This window comes from Pseudomonas sp. GYB4201, from assembly GCF_056312595.1.
The window spans coordinates 15,948-34,343 of the sequence record NZ_JBWGIG010000026.1; the positions used below are offsets into that span (position 1 = coordinate 15,948).

At 66.3% G+C, this 18,396-nt stretch carries 13 protein-coding genes; 6 read left to right on the forward strand and 7 right to left on the reverse strand.

Translation table 11 applies throughout. The annotated features are described in order from the left end of the window. Positions 1–19: 19 nt before the first annotated feature. The 3 genes from AC0Z2B_RS22155 to AC0Z2B_RS22165 are packed head-to-tail and all read right to left on the reverse strand — an operon-like array spanning position 20 to position 5,715. The gene (locus AC0Z2B_RS22155; protein ID WP_476299439.1) at positions 20–1,411 is read right to left on the reverse strand and encodes an efflux transporter outer membrane subunit; all 1,392 of its coding nucleotides are present in this window, start codon (positions 1,409–1,411) and stop codon (positions 20–22) included. Further along, positions 1,408–4,548 (reverse strand): efflux RND transporter permease subunit, encoded by a 3,141-nt coding sequence (locus AC0Z2B_RS22160; protein WP_476299441.1) that lies wholly within the window; start codon positions 4,546–4,548, stop codon positions 1,408–1,410. Before AC0Z2B_RS22160 ends, AC0Z2B_RS22155 begins: the two co-directional genes overlap by 4 nt. 36 nt (positions 4,549–4,584) lie before the next feature. After that, complete coding sequence (locus AC0Z2B_RS22165) at positions 4,585–5,715, reverse strand: efflux RND transporter periplasmic adaptor subunit (RefSeq protein WP_476299443.1); 1,131 nt, start codon at positions 5,713–5,715, stop codon at positions 4,585–4,587. 238 nt (positions 5,716–5,953) lie between these two features. Here AC0Z2B_RS22165 and AC0Z2B_RS22170 point away from each other — a divergent pair, with 238 nt between their 5' ends. The 3 genes from AC0Z2B_RS22170 (at position 5,954) to AC0Z2B_RS22180 (ending at position 9,483) form a co-directional block, all read left to right on the forward strand. Further along, complete coding sequence (locus AC0Z2B_RS22170; RefSeq protein ID WP_476299445.1) at positions 5,954–6,721, forward strand: IclR family transcriptional regulator; 768 nt, start codon at positions 5,954–5,956, stop codon at positions 6,719–6,721. A 27-nt stretch (positions 6,722–6,748) separates the two neighbouring features. Next, entirely contained in the window at positions 6,749–7,705 is a 957-nt protein-coding gene (locus tag AC0Z2B_RS22175; RefSeq protein WP_476299447.1) for a LysR family transcriptional regulator, read from the forward strand. A 128-nt stretch (positions 7,706–7,833) separates the two neighbouring features. Further along, positions 7,834–9,483: an SGNH/GDSL hydrolase family protein gene (locus AC0Z2B_RS22180; RefSeq protein ID WP_476299449.1), complete on the forward strand. Its 1,650-nt coding sequence runs from the start codon at positions 7,834–7,836 to the stop codon at positions 9,481–9,483. 206 nt (positions 9,484–9,689) lie between these two features. Here AC0Z2B_RS22180 and AC0Z2B_RS22185 read toward each other — a convergent pair whose 3' ends face one another. From AC0Z2B_RS22185 to AC0Z2B_RS22200, 4 genes are read right to left on the reverse strand one after another with little or no spacing between them, the layout of a single operon-like run. Then, entirely contained in the window at positions 9,690–11,129 is a 1,440-nt protein-coding gene (locus AC0Z2B_RS22185; protein ID WP_476299451.1) for an MBOAT family O-acyltransferase, read from the reverse strand. After that, entirely contained in the window at positions 11,126–12,283 is a 1,158-nt protein-coding gene (locus AC0Z2B_RS22190) for an SGNH/GDSL hydrolase family protein (protein ID WP_476299453.1), read from the reverse strand. Before AC0Z2B_RS22190 ends, AC0Z2B_RS22185 begins: the two co-directional genes overlap by 4 nt. 33 nt (positions 12,284–12,316) lie before the next feature. After that, on the reverse strand, positions 12,317–14,218 hold the full coding sequence (locus AC0Z2B_RS22195) for an HAD-IIIC family phosphatase (protein ID WP_476299455.1): 1,902 nt from the start codon (positions 14,216–14,218) through the stop codon (positions 12,317–12,319). Positions 14,219–14,250: 32 nt separating this feature from the next. Further along, entirely contained in the window at positions 14,251–14,499 is a 249-nt protein-coding gene (locus tag AC0Z2B_RS22200; RefSeq protein WP_476299457.1) for an acyl carrier protein, read from the reverse strand. 358 nt (positions 14,500–14,857) lie between these two features. On the opposite strand from AC0Z2B_RS22200, the gene proP reads away from it, so the two are divergent. The 3 genes from proP (at position 14,858) to AC0Z2B_RS22215 (ending at position 18,321) form a co-directional block, all read left to right on the forward strand. Then, entirely contained in the window at positions 14,858–16,360 is a 1,503-nt protein-coding gene (proP, locus tag AC0Z2B_RS22205) for a glycine betaine/L-proline transporter ProP (RefSeq protein ID WP_476299459.1), read from the forward strand. A 186-nt stretch (positions 16,361–16,546) separates the two neighbouring features. Continuing rightward, positions 16,547–17,317 carry a substrate-binding periplasmic protein gene (locus tag AC0Z2B_RS22210; RefSeq protein ID WP_476299461.1) on the forward strand — a complete coding sequence of 257 codons (771 nt, stop codon included), beginning with the start codon at positions 16,547–16,549 and terminating at the stop codon, positions 17,315–17,317. 38 nt (positions 17,318–17,355) lie between these two features. After that, positions 17,356–18,321, forward strand: coding sequence for an MBL fold metallo-hydrolase (locus tag AC0Z2B_RS22215; protein ID WP_476299463.1), 966 nt, complete (start codon positions 17,356–17,358; stop codon positions 18,319–18,321). The last annotated feature ends 75 nt before the right edge of the window (positions 18,322–18,396 follow it).

Consider the following 18,396-nt stretch of genomic DNA (forward strand, 5'->3'; position numbering starts at 1 on the left):
CGCGTCACCGGCGCCGATCCTACTGCCCGCCGCCCAGCGCCTTGTACAGCGACACGCTGTTGTTCAGCCGCGCCAGCTGGCTTTGCACCAGGGTTTGCTGCGAGGCGAACAGGTTGCGCTGTGCATCCAGGCTGTTGAGGTAGGTGTCCACCCCTTCCTGGTAACGCCGGTCGGCCAGCTGGTAGCTGCGCATGTTCGCCGTCACCAACAGGCTGTCGGCGTTCACCTGGTCGTTCAACGTGCCTTGGGCCACCAGGCCGTCCGCCACTTCGCGGAAGGCCACCTGGATGGCCTTCTGGTAGTTGGCCACTTCGATGGACTTCTGCACCTTGGCCGCGTCCAGGTTGGCGCGGTTGCGGCCAGCGTTGAAGATCGGCAGGTTGATGCTCGGCGCAAAGCTCCAGGCGCCCTGCCCGCCTGCGAACAGATGGCCCAGGTCGCTGCTGGCCGAGCCCGCCGAGGCGGTCAGGCTGATGCTGGGGAAGAACGCTGCGCGCGCGGCGCCGATGTCGGCGTTGGCAGCCTTCAGGGCGTGCTCGGCCGCCTGGATGTCCGGGCGCAGGGTCAGCAGGTCCGAAGGCAGGCCCACCGGCAGGTTCTCGTCCATGCCAGCCGGCAAGCCTTGTACCGCCTGGAACACCTCGGGTGCCAGCGGCTTGCCCACCAGCAGCACCAGGGCGTTCTTGTCCTGCTCAACCTGGCGGGTGTACTGCGCCTGGCTCGACTGCGCCGTGCGTACGGTGCTCTCGGCCTGGCTCAGGTCCAGCTCGGTGGACACCTGATTGTCGTAGCTGCTCTTCACCAGCGCATAGCTGGCCTGCTGGCTGGCCAGGGTCTGGCGGGCAATGGCCAGCAGCTGCTGGTCGGCCTGCAGCTGGTACCAGGCGCTGGCCACTTCCGCCACCAGGGCGATGTGCGCGCTGCGCTGCGCGTCCACGCCCTGCAGGTAGGTTTCCAGCGCCTCCTCGTTCAGGCTGCGTACCCGCCCGAAGAAGTCCAGCTCATAGGCGGTGAAGCCAATGCCAGCGCTGTTGACGTGGGTAACCTGGGTGCGCCCGGTGGTGCTCAGGTCCGCCGGCGTGCGCTGGCTGTCGCCCGCCACCGTGGCGCCGATGGTGGGCAACAGGTCGGCGCGCTGGATGCGGTACAGCGCCTGGGCCTTCTCGACGTTCAAGGCCGCCACGCGCAGGTCACGGTTGTTCTCCAGCGCCTGGCCAATCAGGTCCTTGAGGCGCGCGTCCTTGAAGAACACCGGCCAGCTGGCCAGGGTGCCCCCGGCCACTGCTTGCGCCGGGCTGTCCCATTGCTGCGGCACCGGCGCCTCGGGCCGCTGGTACGCCGGGATCAGCGAACAGCCGCCCAGCGCCATGGCCGCCACCAGCGCGGCCAGTTTCAAGCCTGTGTGTCTCATGCTTCTTCTCCCACCGCCGGCGCAGGTTGTTGCGCGGGTTTCTTGCTGAACAGGTTGCAGATCAACACAAAGAACATCGGCACGAAGAACACCGCCAGGAACGTCGCGGTGACCATGCCGCCGACCACGCCAGTGCCGATGGAGTGCTGGCTGCCGGAGCCGGCGCCGTTGGAGATGGCCAGCGGCAGCACGCCGAGCATGAACGCCAGCGAGGTCATGATGATCGGCCGCAGGCGCAGCCGCGCCGCTTCCACCGCGGCTTCCAGCAACGGCTTGCCGTGTTCTTCATGCAAGGCCTTGGCGAACTCGATGATGAGGATGGCGTTCTTCGCCGATAGCCCCACCGTGGTCAGCAGGCCGACCTGGAAGAACACGTCGTTGGACAGGCCACGCGCCAGGGTGGCGATGACCGCACCAATGACACCCAGCGGCACCACCATGATCACCGCCACCGGCACCGACCAGCTTTCATACAGCGCGGCCAGGCACAGGAACACGATCAGCAGGGAGATGGCGTACAAGGCCGGCGCCTGGGAGCCCGCCGAGCGCTCCTCATAGGAAATGCCGGTGAACTGGATACCGATGCCCGAAGGCAGCTGCGCAAGGATCTTCTCCGCCTCGGCCATGGCCTCGCCGGTGCTGTGGCCGGGCGCCGGTTCACCCTGAATCTCCACCGCCGGAATGCCGTTGTAGCGCTCAAGCTTCGGTGAGCCGTAGGTCCAGTAGCCCGAAGCGAACGCCGAGAACTTGACCATCTCGCCCTTGTTGTTGCGCACGTACCACTTGTCGAAGTCCTGGGGCGAAATGCGCGAGTCGACCTGGCCCTGCACGTACACCTTCTTCACGCGCCCGCGGTCGACGAAGTCGTTGACGTAGGACGAGCCCCAGGCGGTGGTCATGGTCTCGTTGATGTCGGCGATGCTCACCTGCAGCGCCCGCGCCTTCTCGTCGTCGATCACCACCTTGTACTGCGGTTCGTCGTTCAGGCCGTTAGGGCGCACGTTCATCAGCAGCGGGTTCTGCGCCGCCAGTTGCAGGAACTTGTTGCGCGCCTCCATCAGCTGTTCATGACCCATGCCAGTGTTGTCCTGCAGGTACAGGTCAAAGCCCTTGGCGTTGCCCAGCTCGAGAATGGCCGGCGGCACGATGGCCACCACGGTGCCGTCCTTGATGGCCGAGCCCATTTTTTGCAGGCGCGTAGCCAGGTTGAAGATCGAGGTGTCCTTGCCCTCGCGCTCTTCCCAGGGCTTGAGGCCGATGAACAGCATGCCCGAGTTCTGCCCACGCCCGGCGAAGTTGAAGCCGTTTACCGTGTAGGCCGATTCGACGATGGCACTTTCGTCTTTCAGCAGGTAATCACGCACCTGGTCCAGCACCACCTGGGTGCGCCCGGCGGCGGTATTGGGCGGCATCTGCACCTGGACCACCATGGTGCCCTGGTCTTCATCGGGCAGGAACGCCGTGGGGATTTTCGGGAACAGCAGCACCACGCCGGCGACGATCACCGCCCACACCAGCATGAACAGCCCCTTGCGCCTGGCAATGGCCGCCACCCCGCCCTTGTAGCGGTCGGCGCCACGGTCGAAGGTGCGGTTGAACCAGCCGAAGAAACCTTGCTTGTGGTGATGGTCGTGGCTGACCGGCTTGAGCAGCGTGGCGCACAGGGCCGGGGTAAAGACCATGGCCACCAGCACCGACAGGGCCATGGCCGAGACGATGGTCACCGAGAACTGCCGGTAGATGATGCCCGTGGCACCGCCGAAGAAGGCCATGGGCACGAACACCGCGCTGAGCACCATGGCGATGCCCACCAGCGCACCCTGTATCTGGCCCATGGATTTTTGCGTGGCCTCCTTGGGCGACAGGTGATCCTCGACCATCACCCGTTCCACGTTTTCCACCACCACAATGGCGTCGTCCACCAACAGGCCGATGGCTAACACCATGCCGAACATGGTCAAGGTATTGATGGTGAAGCCGAACGCCGACAGCACGCCGAAGGTACCCAACAGCACCACCGGCACCGCCAGGGTGGGAATCAGCGTGGCGCGCAGGTTCTGCATGAACAGGTACATGACCAGGAACACCAGCACGATGCCTTCGAACAGGGTCTTGACCACCTCATGGATCGAGGCGCCCACCACCGGCGAGGTGTCGTAGGGGAACACCACCTTCAGGCCCTTGGGCATGTAGGGTTGCAGCCGGGCGACGGTGTCGCGCACGTTTTTCACGGTGTCCAGCAGGTTCGCGCCGGTGGCCAGGCGCAGGGCCAAGGCCGCCGCCGGCTTGCCGTTATAGGTGCCGGAGATGGAGAAGTTCTCCGCGCCCAGGCCAACCTCGGCCACATCCTTGACGCGCACCTGGGAGCCGTCGGGGTTGACCTTGAGCAGGATCTCGCGGAACTCCTCGGCAGTGGTCATGCGCGACTTGCCCAGGATGGTGGCGTTCAGTTGCACACCCTTGCGGGTCGGCAGGCCGCCCAGGGAACCGGACGACACCTGGACGTTTTCCGACGCCACCGCATCGATCACGTCCTGGGGCGTCAGCTGGTAGCTCACCAGCTTTTCCGGGTCGACCCAGATGCGCATGGCGTACTGCGCGCCCAGCATCAGGTAGTCGCCCACGCCCTTGGTGCGCAGCACCGGGTCTTTCATGTTCGACGCGATGTAGTTGCCGATGTCGAAGTCGTCCATCGAGCCGTCTTCGGAGTACAGGCCCACGATCAGCATGAAGTTGACCTGGTACTTGGCCACGCGCAGGCCCTGGCGCTGCACTTCTTCAGGCAGCAGCGGGGTCGCCAGTTGCAGCTTGTTCTGCACCTGCACCTGGGCGATGTCCGGGTCGGTGCCCTGGTCGAAGGTGACGGTGATGTTGGTGCTGCCGTCGCTGTTGCTCTCCGACGACATGTAGCGCAGGCCGTCGAGGTTGTTCAGTTGCTGCTCGATGACCTGCACCACGGTGTCCTGCACGGTCTGCGCCGAGGCCCCCGGGTAGGTCACGGTGATGTTCACCGCCGGGGCCGCGATGTTGGGGTATTGGTTGATCGGGAGCTTGAGGATCGCCAGCCCCCCCGCCAGCATGATCACGATCGCGACCACCCAGGCGAAGATCGGCCGGTTGATGAAAAAGTTAGCCATTTACGCAGTTACCTTGAAAGAAAGGGGACGCCGCCATTACCGGGCGGCGCTGGCCAGGGGCGCTGCAACGTCGACGTTTTGCGCCGCCACCGCCGCCACGCTCATGCCCGGCCGTGCGCGCTGCACGCCTTCGGTGATCACCCGGTCACCGGCCGCCAGGCCCGATTCCACCAGCCATTGGTTGCCTACCACGCGCAGGGTTTTGACCGAGCGCAGTTCGGCCTTGTTGTCGGCGCCTACCACCAACGCCGTGGCCTCGCCCTTGAGGTCGCGGGTCACGCCCTGTTGCGGCACCAGGATGGCATCCTCGCGCACGCCTTCGGCCAACGTGGCATGGACGAACATGCCCGGCAGCAGGATGCCCCTGGGGTTGGCGAACGCCGCGCGCAGGGTGACCGCGCCGGTGGTGGGGTCCACCGTCACTTCAGAAAACTTCAGCGCGCCGGCCTCGCTGTAGGCCGTGCCATCTTCAAGACGCAGTTGCACCTTGACCTGGTCGGGGCCGGCCATGGCCAGCTGCCCGGAATCCAGTTCGCGGCGCAGCTTGAGCATGTCGGTGGACGCCTGGGTGACGTCGACATAGATGGGGTCCAGCTGGTTGATCGAGGCCAATGCATCGGCCTGGCCGTTGCTGACCAGCGCACCCTCGGTGACGGCGGAACGGCTGATACGGCCGTCGATCGGCGCCAGCACCCTGGTGTATTCCAGGTTGATGCGCGCGGTTTTCAGGTCGGCCTGGGCCTGGCGGTAGTTGGCGTCGGCGTCGTCGTACTGCTGGCGGCTGATGGCGCGGCTGTCGACCAGGCGCTGGTAGCGCTGGGCCAGGTTACGGGTGCTGTCGAGGTTGGCCTGGGCCTTGTCCACCGCGGCCTCGTAAGTGGCCGGGTCGATCTGGTACAGCTGCTGACCCTTCTTCACCACCGCGCCTTCTTCGAACAAGCGCTTGACCACGATGCCGCTGACTTGCGGGCGCACTTCTGCCACGCGGTAGGCCGAGGTACGGCCCGGCAGGTCACTGCTCAGCAGCACCTGCTGGCTCTTCAGGGTGACCACGCCGACTTCCGGCGGGCGCACGTCGGCAGGCGGCTGGGCCTCCTTGCAGGCGCACAGCAGCAGGGCCGACAGCGGCAAGGCGCACCAACGGCTGCGGTTGGGACTGATCTTCATGTTCGTTCTCCAGGTTCCAGATGAAACGCACTCGCCCCGCCCGTCGGGCTGGAACCCGACAGGGGAAATTCAATGGGATGAGAATTTAACCACGATGCGATTCGATGTATCATAATGTGGTTATCGGCGACGACGCAACCTCAGGCCGCGGTGCAGGCCAGGACGACGAATCGGTACACTGCGCGTCTTCCTTGGCGGCTGGCAGGCAGCCGCGACACATTCCAGAGGGCAAGGCCAGGTGAAAGAGCAACACGACATCGACGACACGCGCGCAGGCGGCATTCAGGTGATCGCCCGCGCCAGCGCCATCATGCGCAGCCTGGGCGAGCACCCCAAAGGCCTGAGCCTGGCGGCCATCGCCCAGCAGGTCGGGCTGGCGCGCTCCACCGTGCAGCGCATCGTCGCGGCACTGGAAAGCGAGGCGCTGGTGGAGCCGGTGCGCCCGGGCACGGGTTTTCGCCTGGGGCCGGCGTTCGCGCAGTTGGTCCACCAGACCCACGTGGACATCGTCACCATCGCCCACAAGGCGTTGGACGAGCTGAGCGACACCGTGCAGGAAAGCGTGACCCTGTCGTGCATGCGCCGGGGCCAGACCTCGGTGATCGACCGGGTGGTGGCCGAGCACCCGCTGCGTGTGGTGTTCCCGGTGGGCCAGCCGATGCCCATGCACGCCACGGCCGACGGCAAGGTGCTGCTGTCGACCCTCACCGACCGCGAGGTCGCCGACTGCCTGGGCCAGGCGCTGCCACGCCTGACCCCGGCCACCCATGACCTGGCCACGCTGTTGGCGGAGATGACCGGCATTCGCCAGACCGGCGTCGCCTTCGACCACGAGGAGTTCGTCACCGGTATCAGCGCCTGTTCCATCCTGGTGCCGACGTTCGCCGGGCCCCATGCGGTGGCCATCGTCGCCCCCACTGCGCGCTTCAAGGCGCGCGCCGACCTGTTCATCGAATCGCTTCACACCTGCAAGGCCAGCATCATGGCGCTGGCCGGCGGTGGTTGAAGCCCACTGTCAGCAAGGGTTTAACCAATGGATCTCATCAACGCGATGCAGGCCTTCGTCAAAGTCACCGAAACCGGCAGCTTCACCGCTGCCGCGCACAGCCTGGGCATTTCCACCGCCCAGGCGTCGCGCTCGGTCACCGAGCTTGAGAACATCCTCAAGGCGCGGCTGATGCAGCGCACCACCCGCTCGCGCTCGCTCACCGAAGTGGGCGCGCGCTACCTGGCGCGTTGCCGGGAAATTCTCGCGCTGATCGACGACGCCACCCTGGAAGCCGGCGAGGCCTGCCTCACGGCCAGCGGCTGCCTGCGCGTGCACGCGGTGACCGAGTTCGGCCTGGAATGCCTGATGCCACTGGTGCCCGACTACACCCGCCTGCACCCCCAGGTCACGCTGGACCTGACGCTGGAGCGGCGGCCGGTGAACCTGGTGGAAGAGCAGTTCGACATGGCCATTGCCTTGTCCGAGCACCTGCCCGATTCCGAGATGGTCGGCCAGCCGCTGGGGCGCTTCTGTGGGGTGATCTGCGCCGCGCCCCAGTACCTGCAACGGCACGGCACGCCGCGCAGCCTCGACGACCTGGCGAGCCACACCTGCCTGCGGCTGGCCCTGCCCTTGCGCGACGACACCTGGAGCCTGGTCGGGCCCAAGGGTGAGGAAAGCTTTACCCCGGGCGAGACGTTCCGGGTCAACCTGTCCGATGCATTGCTGTCGGGCGCCGTGGCCGGCATGGGCCTGTGCCTGCTGCCCAGCTTCATTGCCGCCAACGCGTTGAAGGCCGGCACCCTGCAACGGGTGCTGCCGACGTACAAGGCGCCTGACCGCAACGTGTATGCGCTGTATTCGTCGCGGCGTTTCGTCGATGCCAAGATAAAGTCATGGATCGATTACCTGCAGGCACGCATGCCCGGCCACCTGCACAACGACAACCGCGTCATGGACGACCCGCGCTACTGGGCCAGGGAACGGCTGCAAAGCGCCTGAAGCTACCCGTAGCCGCTGCCGAAGGCTGCGCTGGTCCTTACCCACACTGGAGATTTTCAGTGCACTCAAGGGCCAGCGCAGCCTGGCGGCAGCGGCTACGCTACCTGGTTTACCCTCAGGAGGTGGCCATGGCGTGCCCTTGCAAACCCGGTGTGCTGGCGTGGTTATGGGTGGCGAGCCTCGGCGTGCAGGCGGCGCCGCTGCCGTTGGATGCGATCGGGCTGTATGTCACCGGCGCCACGCCGGTAGTGGCTGGCAGCGGTTACCGGGCTGGCGACACGTTGGCGTTGCCCGGGGGCGCCACGGTCAGCGTCGCGAAGGTGACCGCCGATACAGGCATCGCCGAGGTCAGCGTCACCCAACCGTTGCTGCACGACTGCCTGGGGCCCGAGCCTGTAACGGCCTCTTCCACCCACGGCAGCGGCGCGCAGTTCGCCCTGGCCGTGCTGCGCCCCACCGCCTACGGCACCCACCTGTTGAGCCGCTGCTACCAGGGCCCGGCCATCACGGCTGAAGGCAAGGCGCTGAGCTTCCTCGCCGACGGATCGCTGGCCCCCGGCGCCCTCGCCCGTATTGCGGTGTGGCACGACCAGGGCGGCGGCAACAACGATGCCACCCAGCCCGATGCCACCCTGCGCCCCGTGCTCAGTGCCGAGCGCCGCCACGGCAACAGCCGCGCGGTGCTGTTCGACGCCCACGCGGGTGCGGGTGAATGGGACCCGGCCAACACCTACCTGAACCTGCCCGCCAGCGTGACCCTGGCGGCCAACCACTTCACCCTGGCGGTGATCGGCGCGGCCACCTCGGCGTTCGCGCCAGTCGGGTTCGTGACGGTGGGCGATATCGCCGACCGCAATGCGGGCCTGGAATTCGCCCACTACAGCACCCGGCCCACCGCTTGCGACGGCGCGGGTGAAAACGCGTACGCCGCCGTGGTACCGACCGAGACCCCGGCAATCATCGTCTGCAGCGCCGACGCCCAGGGCAAGACCCTGGACATGCTCGGCACTTCCACAACCACCCCCGGCGGCAATGCCACGCCGCTGGCCGGTGGCAGCCTGGGCCTGAGCGGCGGCGATCGCTCGGGGCTGGTGAATATGTCGGCGGCGATCATCGTGCCCTGGCCGCTGGACGCTGGCACGCGTGTCGCGTTGAACGCCTCGCTGGCACAGACCTTCGGCCTGCCGGCGCCTACGGGCGGGGTGATCGTGGTGCTGGGTGACAGCCATTCCGATGGCAGCGGCGCGCCGTTCCAGCAAGGCTGGCCGCAGCAGATGATCCGCCAGTTGGGCCGCGACGATATCCAGTTGGTCAATGCCGCGCGCTATGGCGGGCGGCTAGCCGACGCCGTGGGCCTGTGGGCGCAATATGCCCTGCCCAACCTTGCCGCGAGCCGCTCGCCGAACAAGGTCGTCATCCTGCAAGGCGGCTACAACGACCAGCAATCGGGGCAAAGCGCCGACGACATCCTCGCCACCTACCGCCGCGGCGCCGCCCTGGCGCACAAGGCCGGGGCCAAGGTGGTGTGCGTGGCCGACGTGATCCGCAGCGCCGAGCCACGCGCCAACAGCACCTTGATGGTGGTCAACGCCGCCCTCCGCGCGCCGCTGGACAGCTGCGACGCGGTGATCGACTGGGCCAGCGAGCCGGCGTTCAACCGCCCCGCCGGCCCCTACCCGCCGCCGCTGTTCGCCAGCGACCGCATTCACCTGACAGCGCAGGGGCAGGCGCTGCAGGCACGGATGGCGGCAAAGGTAATCGCCACACTCCTCCCGTAGCAGCGGCCGAAGGCCGCCTCCACCGGCGCCGCGGCGTATCAGGTGCACCGCAGTGTTTCCGGACGCAGCCTTCGGCAGCTGCTACGCGAGTCCTCCGTAGCAGCGGCCGAAGGCCGCGTCCACCGGCGCCGCGTTGTATCAGGTGCATTGCAGTGTTTTTGGACGCAGCCTTCGGCAGCTGCTACGCGAATCCTGCGCCGCAGGGGCTAGAACGTTTTGTAGACGATGTCCGGGGCTGGAGAGTTGGCCAGCAGGATGAATACCGTGGTCAGGGTCGCCACCACGGTGATCGCCACGGTGCGCGTGTAGCGCGACTGCGCCACCGGCGCGCCACCGGCCTTGAGCAACAGCACCACGGCCCACAGCTGGCGCACCGCTTCGATGACCACTGCTGCGCCGCCCCACACCAGTGCCCACACCAGCAAGGTGCCGACCCAGCCCAGCGCCGCGTAATAGGCACCAATCTGCGCCCAGCTGGCCCAGAACCAGAACAGCGTGAAGGCAAACCAGGCAAAGGTCAGCCCACGCGCGGCAATCAGGTACAGGGGGTTGGCGCACAAGGCCTTGTACGGTTTCTTGCCCAGGCGCTGCGCCATCTGGATCTGGTACAGCTTGTTCGCCGCCACGCCGCCGCCCTGCAACAGGCCGAACATCACGAACTCCGAAGTTTGCCCGTGCCAGATACCCACCAGGAAAAACGTCACGAAGAACGCCAGCACGCCCAGGAACGGCTCGACGCTGCGCGCCGGGAAGCGCTCCATCAAGCTCATCAGCACGGTGTTGTAGACGTAGGTCTTCAACCAGTTGGACAGCGACATGTGCCAGCGGCCCCAGAAGTTGATGAAGTTCTCGGCGATAAAGGGCTTGTTGAAGTTCTCCGGCAGGCGCAGCCCGAAGAAATAGCCCACGCCGATGACCACGTCGGTGTAGCCGGAGAAATTGCAGTACAGGAACAGCGGGTAGCTCACGGCAACGATCACGCCCTGGGCCGCCGTGCCCCACAGCCCGGGGGTTTCCGGCAGCAATGCCAGCGCCTGCAACTGCAGGTCATGCAGCACATGGGACAGCACGAACACCTTGAAGAAGCCGATGAAGATGCGCTCCACGCCCTGCCCGGCGATGATCAGGTCGGGCCGCGACAGCGTGTCGGCCTGCGCCTTGTAGTCGGGGTAACGCTGGATAGGCCCGGAGATCAACGCGGTGAAGTTCAGCGTGTAGTTGACGTAGCCCAGCGCCGTGATCGGCGGCAAGGTGCCGCCACGGGCGTCGATCACCAGGTGCAGCACGCGGAAGAACACGTAGGACAGGCCGACGGTGGCGTAGGGAAACGCCAGGAACATCCCCGAGGGGAAAAACCCGTACTTCTTCAGCCAGGCGAACACCAGCACGATCGCCAGCACTGAGCCGGCGAACAGCAGCCGGTGGTCGGCCCCCGGCGTGCGCTGCACCAGGCGCATCAGGCCGAAGCCGAAGGCCAGGAACAGCAGGAACGGCACGCGGGCGGTGGCGCTGGGCATCAGGGTGGCGAAGAACACCAGGTTGGTGGCCAGCAGCACCGCCTGGCGCCAGCCTGCCGCCAGGAACAGGTTGAACACCAGCGCGGCAATGGCGGCAAAGCCCAGGAATTCGAATGACGGTACGTTCATGGCGCGGTCCTCGGCTGCAAGGCGGCGGTGGCCGCCCCAGTGGCACAGCTGGCGAAGCGGTCGTCGGGCAGGTTTACCAGCCGCTGCACCACGGCGTCGGCAATCACCGCGTGGCCTGCCCCCGAAGGGTGGCCGTCCACCGGGTAATACAGGTCGGCGGCGTTTCTCAGGTGGCTGAACTCGTCGCTGGTGTTGACGTAAACAATGCCGTGGCGCCGCGCAATGTCGCCGATGGCCCGGCTGAACGCCCAGGGGTCGACGCCCGGCGGCGTACGCGTGCCACTGATCATCGCCACCTGCGCCCGTTGCGGCACGTACACCAGCACCAGCGGCACGTGGGCGGCACGGGCCTGGTCAGCCATGTCGGCGAGCAGTTTCTCGTAGGTGTCCAGGCGGCTCTGCCAGAACGGCGTGAACGGCGTGCGCAGGAAGTTGGCCTTCTCGCCGTAGTGCAGGTAGAGGTCGGTGAACGCCTCGGCGTTCTTGAAGTAGAAGTACTGGGCAACGTACGCCGAGCGCGCCTGCTCCTTGATGGCCACGTAGAGGCGGTTCAGCAGTGGCGGCTCGGGGGCCGGCGCCGCTGGCGCGCTGCTGGCCTCGAAGTCGGCGGGGTCGCGCTCCAGGTCGAACGGCACGATGCTGGTGATCAGCAGGTCCGGCGCCAGTTTCACCGCCTCATCGAAGTCCAGCTTGGCGCGGCTCCAGTTGTAGCCGATGCTGGCCACGTCCTGCACGTCGATGGCGCGGTGGCAAGAGGTAGCCAGGCTGGCGCCGACACGCACCGGGTAGGACTGCTCGTACGGCACCAGGTAGCCCTGGGTCAGCGACGAGCCGAAGGCGACGATGCGCAACGCACCCGCCGGCTTGCTGGCGCAGCTGCCCTGGGAGCGGAAGCCGCAGTCGTTGTAGTGGTTGGTCACCCAGGGCCCCTCGGGGGCCTTGGTGCTGGAGGTGCAGTCGGGCTTGAACCGCGTGCCCATGATGTCGTCGGGAATCTGGCAGCTGTCCAGCTGCTGCGCCGGGTAGAAATAACGCGCCAAGCCCTCGCCGGCGCCCAGCAGCACCGCCAGGGTGACGCCGACCAGCATGGGTATCAGCACCAGGTCGCGCCGCGGCAGCCTGGGCTTGCTCTGCTCGTTGGGAGTGTCGTCCATCAGCCTGCTCCGTTGTTCTTGTTGTTGGGACGGTCAGGCGCTTTCGTGCCGTACGCGCATCAGCGGTGCCGATTTCTCGACGTCAGTGCCCAGCTCCCACAGCGTGGTGCCGTTGGGCTCTTCACCCACCTGGGCAAAGCCCAGCTTCTGGTAGTGCTTCTGCACCATCATGTTGCGCTCCGACGGGATGTACTCGCCCACCAGGCGGGTGATGCCGCGCTGCCGGGCCTGGGCCAGAATCTCGCACAGCACGCTGTCTTCCACCTGCCGGCCAAGCACCCGGCAGCTCATCAGCCAGGTGTCGATGGCCCAGGTGTCGGGGGCCGAGGGCCGGCAGATGATCACGCTGATCATGCCGTTGTCGCCGAAGCGGTCGATCAGCCGCACCTGCAGGGTCAGGGTGCCGGCCTCCTGTTCCGCGGCCAGCACGTCGGCCTCGGTGTAGCGGCGCGTGGTGAGGTTGTACTGGTTGGACTTGTTGATCAGCTGCGCCACCCGCGCGCGGCCCATGGCGTCGAAGGGCTTGAAGACGATTTCCATGTCCAGCGAGGCCAGGTAGGCGTTCACGTCGCCGGCCTGCTGCTGCAGGGTGATGCGCCGGGCGTTTTCCTGGTACAGGGCGGCGCGCTTGCGGTCTTCCTCGGAGAACAGCACCGCCTCGAAATAGCCGGCGGCGGCCAGGGTGCGGGCGTAGGACGCTGGGTCTTCCTCAAGCTCGGGCACCGCCACCTGGGGCAGGATCTGGCGGATCAGGCCGCGCTCCACCGGGTTGTCATCGAGGAACACCATGGCGTCCAGGCCCAGGGCCAGCGACTCGGCGATGGCCTTGATGTTGGTGGCCTTGTCCTGCCAGTTGGCCTGGAACGCAGCGAAATGGTCTTCGCGCAGCAGCATCTCCGGGTGTTCCTGGAACGGCTTGCGGGCGATTTCCTCGGTGTTTTTCGACGACACCGCCAGCACGATGCCGCGCTCGCGCAGCGCCAGGGCCATGCGCTGCACCGCCAAGTGCGCCTCGCCCGTGGCGTCGCCCTGGGCGACCTTGATGCCCTCCACGCCATCGTCGCCGATGACACCGCCCCACACCGTGTTATCCAGGTCAAGGATCAGGCAGCGGCGGCTGCGCCCGCGCCAGGCCGCCAGCAGCCGCGCCACATGGTCGGCGTACAGCGGCAGGCAGTCGCTGGCGAACGGCAGCTTGGCCAGGTTCCACTCGCCGGGCGAGTGCCAGGCGTCGAGGCCAACGGTGGCGGCCAATTGCGCCACGTCCAGCAGCAGGTCTTCGCCCTTGGCCAGGCTGTCCACCAGGCGCCGGTTCAGCTCGTCCACCAGCCACAGCGGGGTGCCGGGTACCCGGCGCTCGAAGCTGCCGAACAGGGTTTCCGGGGGCGCCGCCAGGGTTTGCACGATGCAGATGGCACCGCTGTGGCGGTGCACCGCGTCGCGCACGCCTTGCAGGTAGTTCATGGCCATCTCGACGTTGGCCAGCCCCGTGCCGGCGTCACCCGGCGTGGGCTGCCAGGGCAGCGCACGGTAGTCCACGGCAATCAGCACGGCCTGGGGCCGGAAGGCGTTGACCGTGGAGTGCGCCTCGTTGGCCTCCTGCAGCACCTGGTCGTATTCACCCTTCACCACCTGCAGCGCCAGGCCATGGCGGGCGGCGCTGGCCACCAGGGCTGCGGCGACAAAATCCTGGGTGCCGTTGCCCAGCACCGCCAGGCGCAGGGGCGTCAATGGCGCCAGGGAAACATCACTGGCCTGCAACTTGCCAATGGCGCCGGCGAGTTTTTGAAGTTGGTTGCCGTCCATGGCGCAATTGGCCAGCGCTTGAATACTTCGACCCAGTTCGGGGGCATCTGCTTTTAAACCGCGGCATTGCACGGAGAAGTCGTCGGGTGCATGTACCAACCAAGGAAGTTCGCTGATCAATCGAGACATGGTGTGTTCCCCATCAATAAAAAGTGAGCGGACTACTTGCTCTTCTTGGCAATGACCGCGACCAGGTCGCCGACGTTCTTTAACGAGCTTGTTTCCGAAGCGGCGAACTCTATGCCGAACTTCTTCTTGATCGACAGGAGCAGCCGCACATGGGCCATGCTGTCCCAGCCCTCCACGTCATCAGCCGTGGTATCGGGGGTCAGCGCCAAGTCATCCTCGTCGAAGACGTCCTGGAAGACTTCGGTCAATTTGCTGTAGATAACACTTTCCTGTGCACTCATTTTGTTTGACTCTCTGTTTAATGGCGGCGGTGGCTTTATTTAAATTTGACGCCGCCAATTCATCCTTCAGGGTGCGGCGATTAACTGGCGTCAAAACTCGAACTTTTCCTGCGCGCACGCACAATCGCGGTGCGACGTGAAGTTCACGCGCAACACGAGTGGCAAAGTTCGGATAACGGCTTTGACTGTAGTACAGGTGTTACACCTGTGTAACTACCATTTATCCAAGTGTTTTTTTTTGGGGGGGGGACGCGGCCTGTGGCCGCTGCTACGGGATGCGGGATCGGGGGGAGGATGGAATTATTTTGCGTGCCAACGTATCTGATGCGATAGACACCTCTGGTACCGAGTAATCCGTATGAAATTACGCAAGACACGCGTCAAGCCCATCGGCTTGAAAGACATCACCATCGTCGACGACGTCAAGATGCGCAAGGCGATCACCGCCGCCGCGCTGGGCAACGCCATGGAGTGGTTCGACTTCGGCGTGTATGGCTTCGTCGCCTACGTGCTGGGCAAGGTCTTCTTCCCCGGCGCCAACCCCAGCGTGCAGATGATTGCGGCCCTGGCGACCTTCTCCGTGCCGTTCCTGATCCGCCCCCTGGGCGGGCTGTTCTTCGGCGCGCTGGGGGACAAGTACGGCCGGCAGAAAGTGCTGGCCGCCACCATCGTCATCATGTCCCTGAGCACCTTCGCCATTGGCCTGATTCCCTCCTATGCCTCCATCGGCATCTGGGCGCCGATCCTGCTGTTGCTGGCGAAGATGGCCCAGGGCTTCTCGGTGGGCGGCGAATACACCGGCGCCTCTATTTTCGTCGCCGAATACGCCCCGGACCGCAAGCGCGGCTTCCTCGGCAGTTGGCTGGACTTCGGCTCGATTGCCGGCTTCGTCTTCGGTGCCGGGGTGGTGGTGCTGATCTCCACGGTGATCGGCGAGGACAAGTTCCAGGAATGGGGCTGGCGCCTGCCGTTCTTCCTCGCCCTGCCCCTGGGCATGCTCGGCCTGTACCTGCGCAACGCGCTGGAAGAAACCCCGGCGTTCCAGCAGCACGTGGAAAAGCTTGAACAGGGTGACCGCGAAGGCCTGGCCGGCGGCCCGAAAGTGTCGTTCAAGGAGGTGGCTACCCAGCACTGGCGCAGCCTGGTGACCTGCGTGGGCATGGTGGTGGCGACCAACGTCACCTACTACATGCTGCTCACCTACATGCCCAGCTACCTGTCGCACAACCTGCACTACAGCGAAGACCGCGGGGTGTTGATCATCATCGCCATCATGGTGGGGATGCTGTTCGTGCAGCCGGTGTTCGGCCTGCTGAGCGATAAGGTCGGCCGCCGCCCGTTCATCATCACCGGCAGCGTAGGCCTGTTCGTGCTCGCGATTCCAGCGTTCATGCTGATCACCAGCGGCAGCCTGGGGCTGATCTTCGCCGGCCTGCTGGTCATTGCCGTGCTGCTGAACTTCTTCATCGGCGTCATGGCCTCGACCCTGCCGGCGATGTTCCCCACCCACATCCGCTACAGCGCCCTGGCCAGCGCCTTCAACATCTCGGTGCTGATCGCCGGCCTGACCCCGACCCTGGCCGCCTGGCTGGTGGAAACCACCAGCAACCTGTACATGCCGGCGTACTACCTGATGGTGGTGGCGGTGATCGGCCTGCTCACCGGCCTGTCGATGAAGGAAACCGCCAACAAGCCGCTGCGCGGCGCCGCCCCCGCCGCGTCGGACCTTGCCGAGGCGAAGGAACTGCTGCAGGAGCACCACGACAACATCGAGCAGAAAATCGAGGACATCGACGCGCAGATCGCCGAACTGCAGGCCAAGCGCGAAAACCTGGTGCAACAGCACCCCCGCATCAATTGACCCTTGCGTAGCCGCTGCCGACAGGCTGCGCTGGCCCTCGCCTGCACTGGAGATTTCCAGCGCACTGGAGGGCCAGCGCAGGCTTCGCCAGCGGCTACAGGGCCCGGGCAGGTGCAGTGATGGCGATTTACACCTATGCTCCTGCCAATAACAGCATCACCCCCGTACCCGTTTTGAGTCACTGCCATGAGTCATTTCAAGCGTTCGCTGCGCTGCTGCGCCGGCCTGCTCGTGCTGCTGTTGCCCGCGCTTGCCGTGGCGGCTCGCACGGTGGACCTGTACCTGCCCGAGGCGCCGCCCCTGAGCATGAGCGGCAGCGCCGGCCAGCACGGCATCGTCGGCGAAGCCACGCTGAAGGCCGCCGCCCAGGCCGGCCTCGACCTGCACCTGCTGGTGCTGCCCTGGCCGCGTGCCCAACACGACGTGCGCCAGGGCATCAATCAACTGATCATCCCCCTGTCACGCACCCCGGACCGGGAAAACGACTACACCTGGATCGCGCCGATCATGAGCATGGACCGGGCCTTTTTCAGCCTCGACCGCCGCGTCGAGACGTTTGCCCAGGCCCACCAGGCCTACGCGCGCATCGCCGTGGGCCGCGGCAGCGCCCAGGAGCAGAAACTGCGCGAGGAGGGCTTCAGCGACGAGCAGATCTACCCCCTGCAGATCGGCGAGAACCCTGCGCAACTGCTGCTGATGGGCCGCGTCGACGCCTGGTTCAACGGCGTGCCGGAAACCCGCTACATCTGGCGCGGCGTGTCGGACCGGCCCTTGCAGATGAGCCCGCCGCTGATGCAGTCGGACCTCTACCTTGCCTGCTCCAAACGCTGTGACGAAGCCATGGTGCGCAGCCTGCGCCAGGCCGTCGACAACCTGCGCAGTGACGGCACCCTGCAGCGCATCGCCGACGCCTACCTGAAGGCCGGCCCCCAGGCGGCTGCCGGCACCGCCCCGTAGGCGTTACACTGGGTTTTTGCCAGCGAGGCATTCAACCCATGGACCTGCAGTTTCTGGGCACCTCCTCCGGGGTCCCCACCAAGGCCCGCAACGTCAGCGCCACCGCCGTCATCGAGGCATCGGGCAAGGCCTGGTACCTGGTGGACTGCGGCGAGGGCACCCAGCACCAGCTGTTGCGCACGCCGCTGTCGGTGCGCGACCTGCGCGCCATCTTCATCACCCACGTGCACGGCGACCACTGCTTCGGCCTGCCGGGGCTGCTGGCCAGCGCTGGCATGTCCGGGCGCAGCGAACCGCTGGAGCTGATCCTGCCCGATGCCCTGCAGGCCTGGGTGCTGCAGAGCCTGGCCGTGAGCGACACCCACCTGCCCTACGAGCTGCGCCTGCACGCCCTGGAAACCCTGGGCACGTGGAGTTGCGCCAGCATGAAGGTGAGCACCGTTGAGCTGTCGCACCGGGTGCCCAGCTACGGCTACGTGTTCGACGAGCTGAACCCCGAGCCGTGCCTGGACACCGACCGCCTGCAGGCCGACGGCGTGCCCCGCGGGCCGCTGTGGGGCGAGCTGGCCCGCGGCCACGACGTGACCCATGAAGGCCGGCTGATACGGGCGAGCGACTACCAGCGCCCTTCCCGCCCTGGCCACCGGGTGATCGTCTGCGGCGACAACGACCGCCCCGAGCTGCTGGCCAGCGTCGCCACGGGCGCCAACGTGCTGGTGCACGAGGCTACCTTCACCGAGCCTGTACTGGCAGGCGCCCGCACCAGCTATGGCCACAGCACCGCCGCAGCCGTGGCACGCTTCGCGCAGGCTGCAGGGGTGCCGAACCTGGTGCTGACGCACTTCAGCGCGCGGTACCAGAACAACCCGCAGCGCAGCCCTTGCATTGGCGATGTGCGGGAAGAGGCGGCCGCGCAGTATGGCGGGCGGTTGGTGTTGGCGGGGGACTTGTGCCGGTATCGTTTGGGGCGGGATGGGGGGTTGGTGGAACTTGCGGAGTTATGACTGGGGGGGTGCCGGACGGGGGGGGGGGGGGGGGGGGGGGCGGCACCACCACCCGCACCCGCCCGGGGGAGCCCC

What these genes read in the sequence shown, in the direction of transcription:
- AC0Z2B_RS22195 (WP_476299455.1), bottom strand. Translation starts at nt 14,218, where the DNA reads ATGTCTCGATTGATCAGCGAACTTCCTTGGTTGGTACATGCACCCGAC.
- AC0Z2B_RS22215 (WP_476299463.1), top strand. Translation starts at nt 17,356, where the DNA reads ATGGACCTGCAGTTTCTGGGCACCTCCTCCGGGGTCCCCACCAAGGCC.
- AC0Z2B_RS22155 (WP_476299439.1), bottom strand. Translation starts at nt 1,411, where the DNA reads ATGAGACACACAGGCTTGAAACTGGCCGCGCTGGTGGCGGCCATGGCG.
- AC0Z2B_RS22175 (WP_476299447.1), top strand. Translation starts at nt 6,749, where the DNA reads ATGGATCTCATCAACGCGATGCAGGCCTTCGTCAAAGTCACCGAAACC.
- proP (WP_476299459.1), top strand. Translation starts at nt 14,858, where the DNA reads ATGAAATTACGCAAGACACGCGTCAAGCCCATCGGCTTGAAAGACATC.
- AC0Z2B_RS22185 (WP_476299451.1), bottom strand. Translation starts at nt 11,129, where the DNA reads ATGAACGTACCGTCATTCGAATTCCTGGGCTTTGCCGCCATTGCCGCG.
- AC0Z2B_RS22165 (WP_476299443.1), bottom strand. Translation starts at nt 5,715, where the DNA reads ATGAAGATCAGTCCCAACCGCAGCCGTTGGTGCGCCTTGCCGCTGTCG.
- AC0Z2B_RS22190 (WP_476299453.1), bottom strand. Translation starts at nt 12,283, where the DNA reads ATGGACGACACTCCCAACGAGCAGAGCAAGCCCAGGCTGCCGCGGCGC.
- AC0Z2B_RS22160 (WP_476299441.1), bottom strand. Translation starts at nt 4,548, where the DNA reads ATGGCTAACTTTTTCATCAACCGGCCGATCTTCGCCTGGGTGGTCGCG.
- AC0Z2B_RS22210 (WP_476299461.1), top strand. Translation starts at nt 16,547, where the DNA reads ATGAGTCATTTCAAGCGTTCGCTGCGCTGCTGCGCCGGCCTGCTCGTG.
- AC0Z2B_RS22180 (WP_476299449.1), top strand. Translation starts at nt 7,834, where the DNA reads ATGGCGTGCCCTTGCAAACCCGGTGTGCTGGCGTGGTTATGGGTGGCG.
- AC0Z2B_RS22200 (WP_476299457.1), bottom strand. Translation starts at nt 14,499, where the DNA reads ATGAGTGCACAGGAAAGTGTTATCTACAGCAAATTGACCGAAGTCTTC.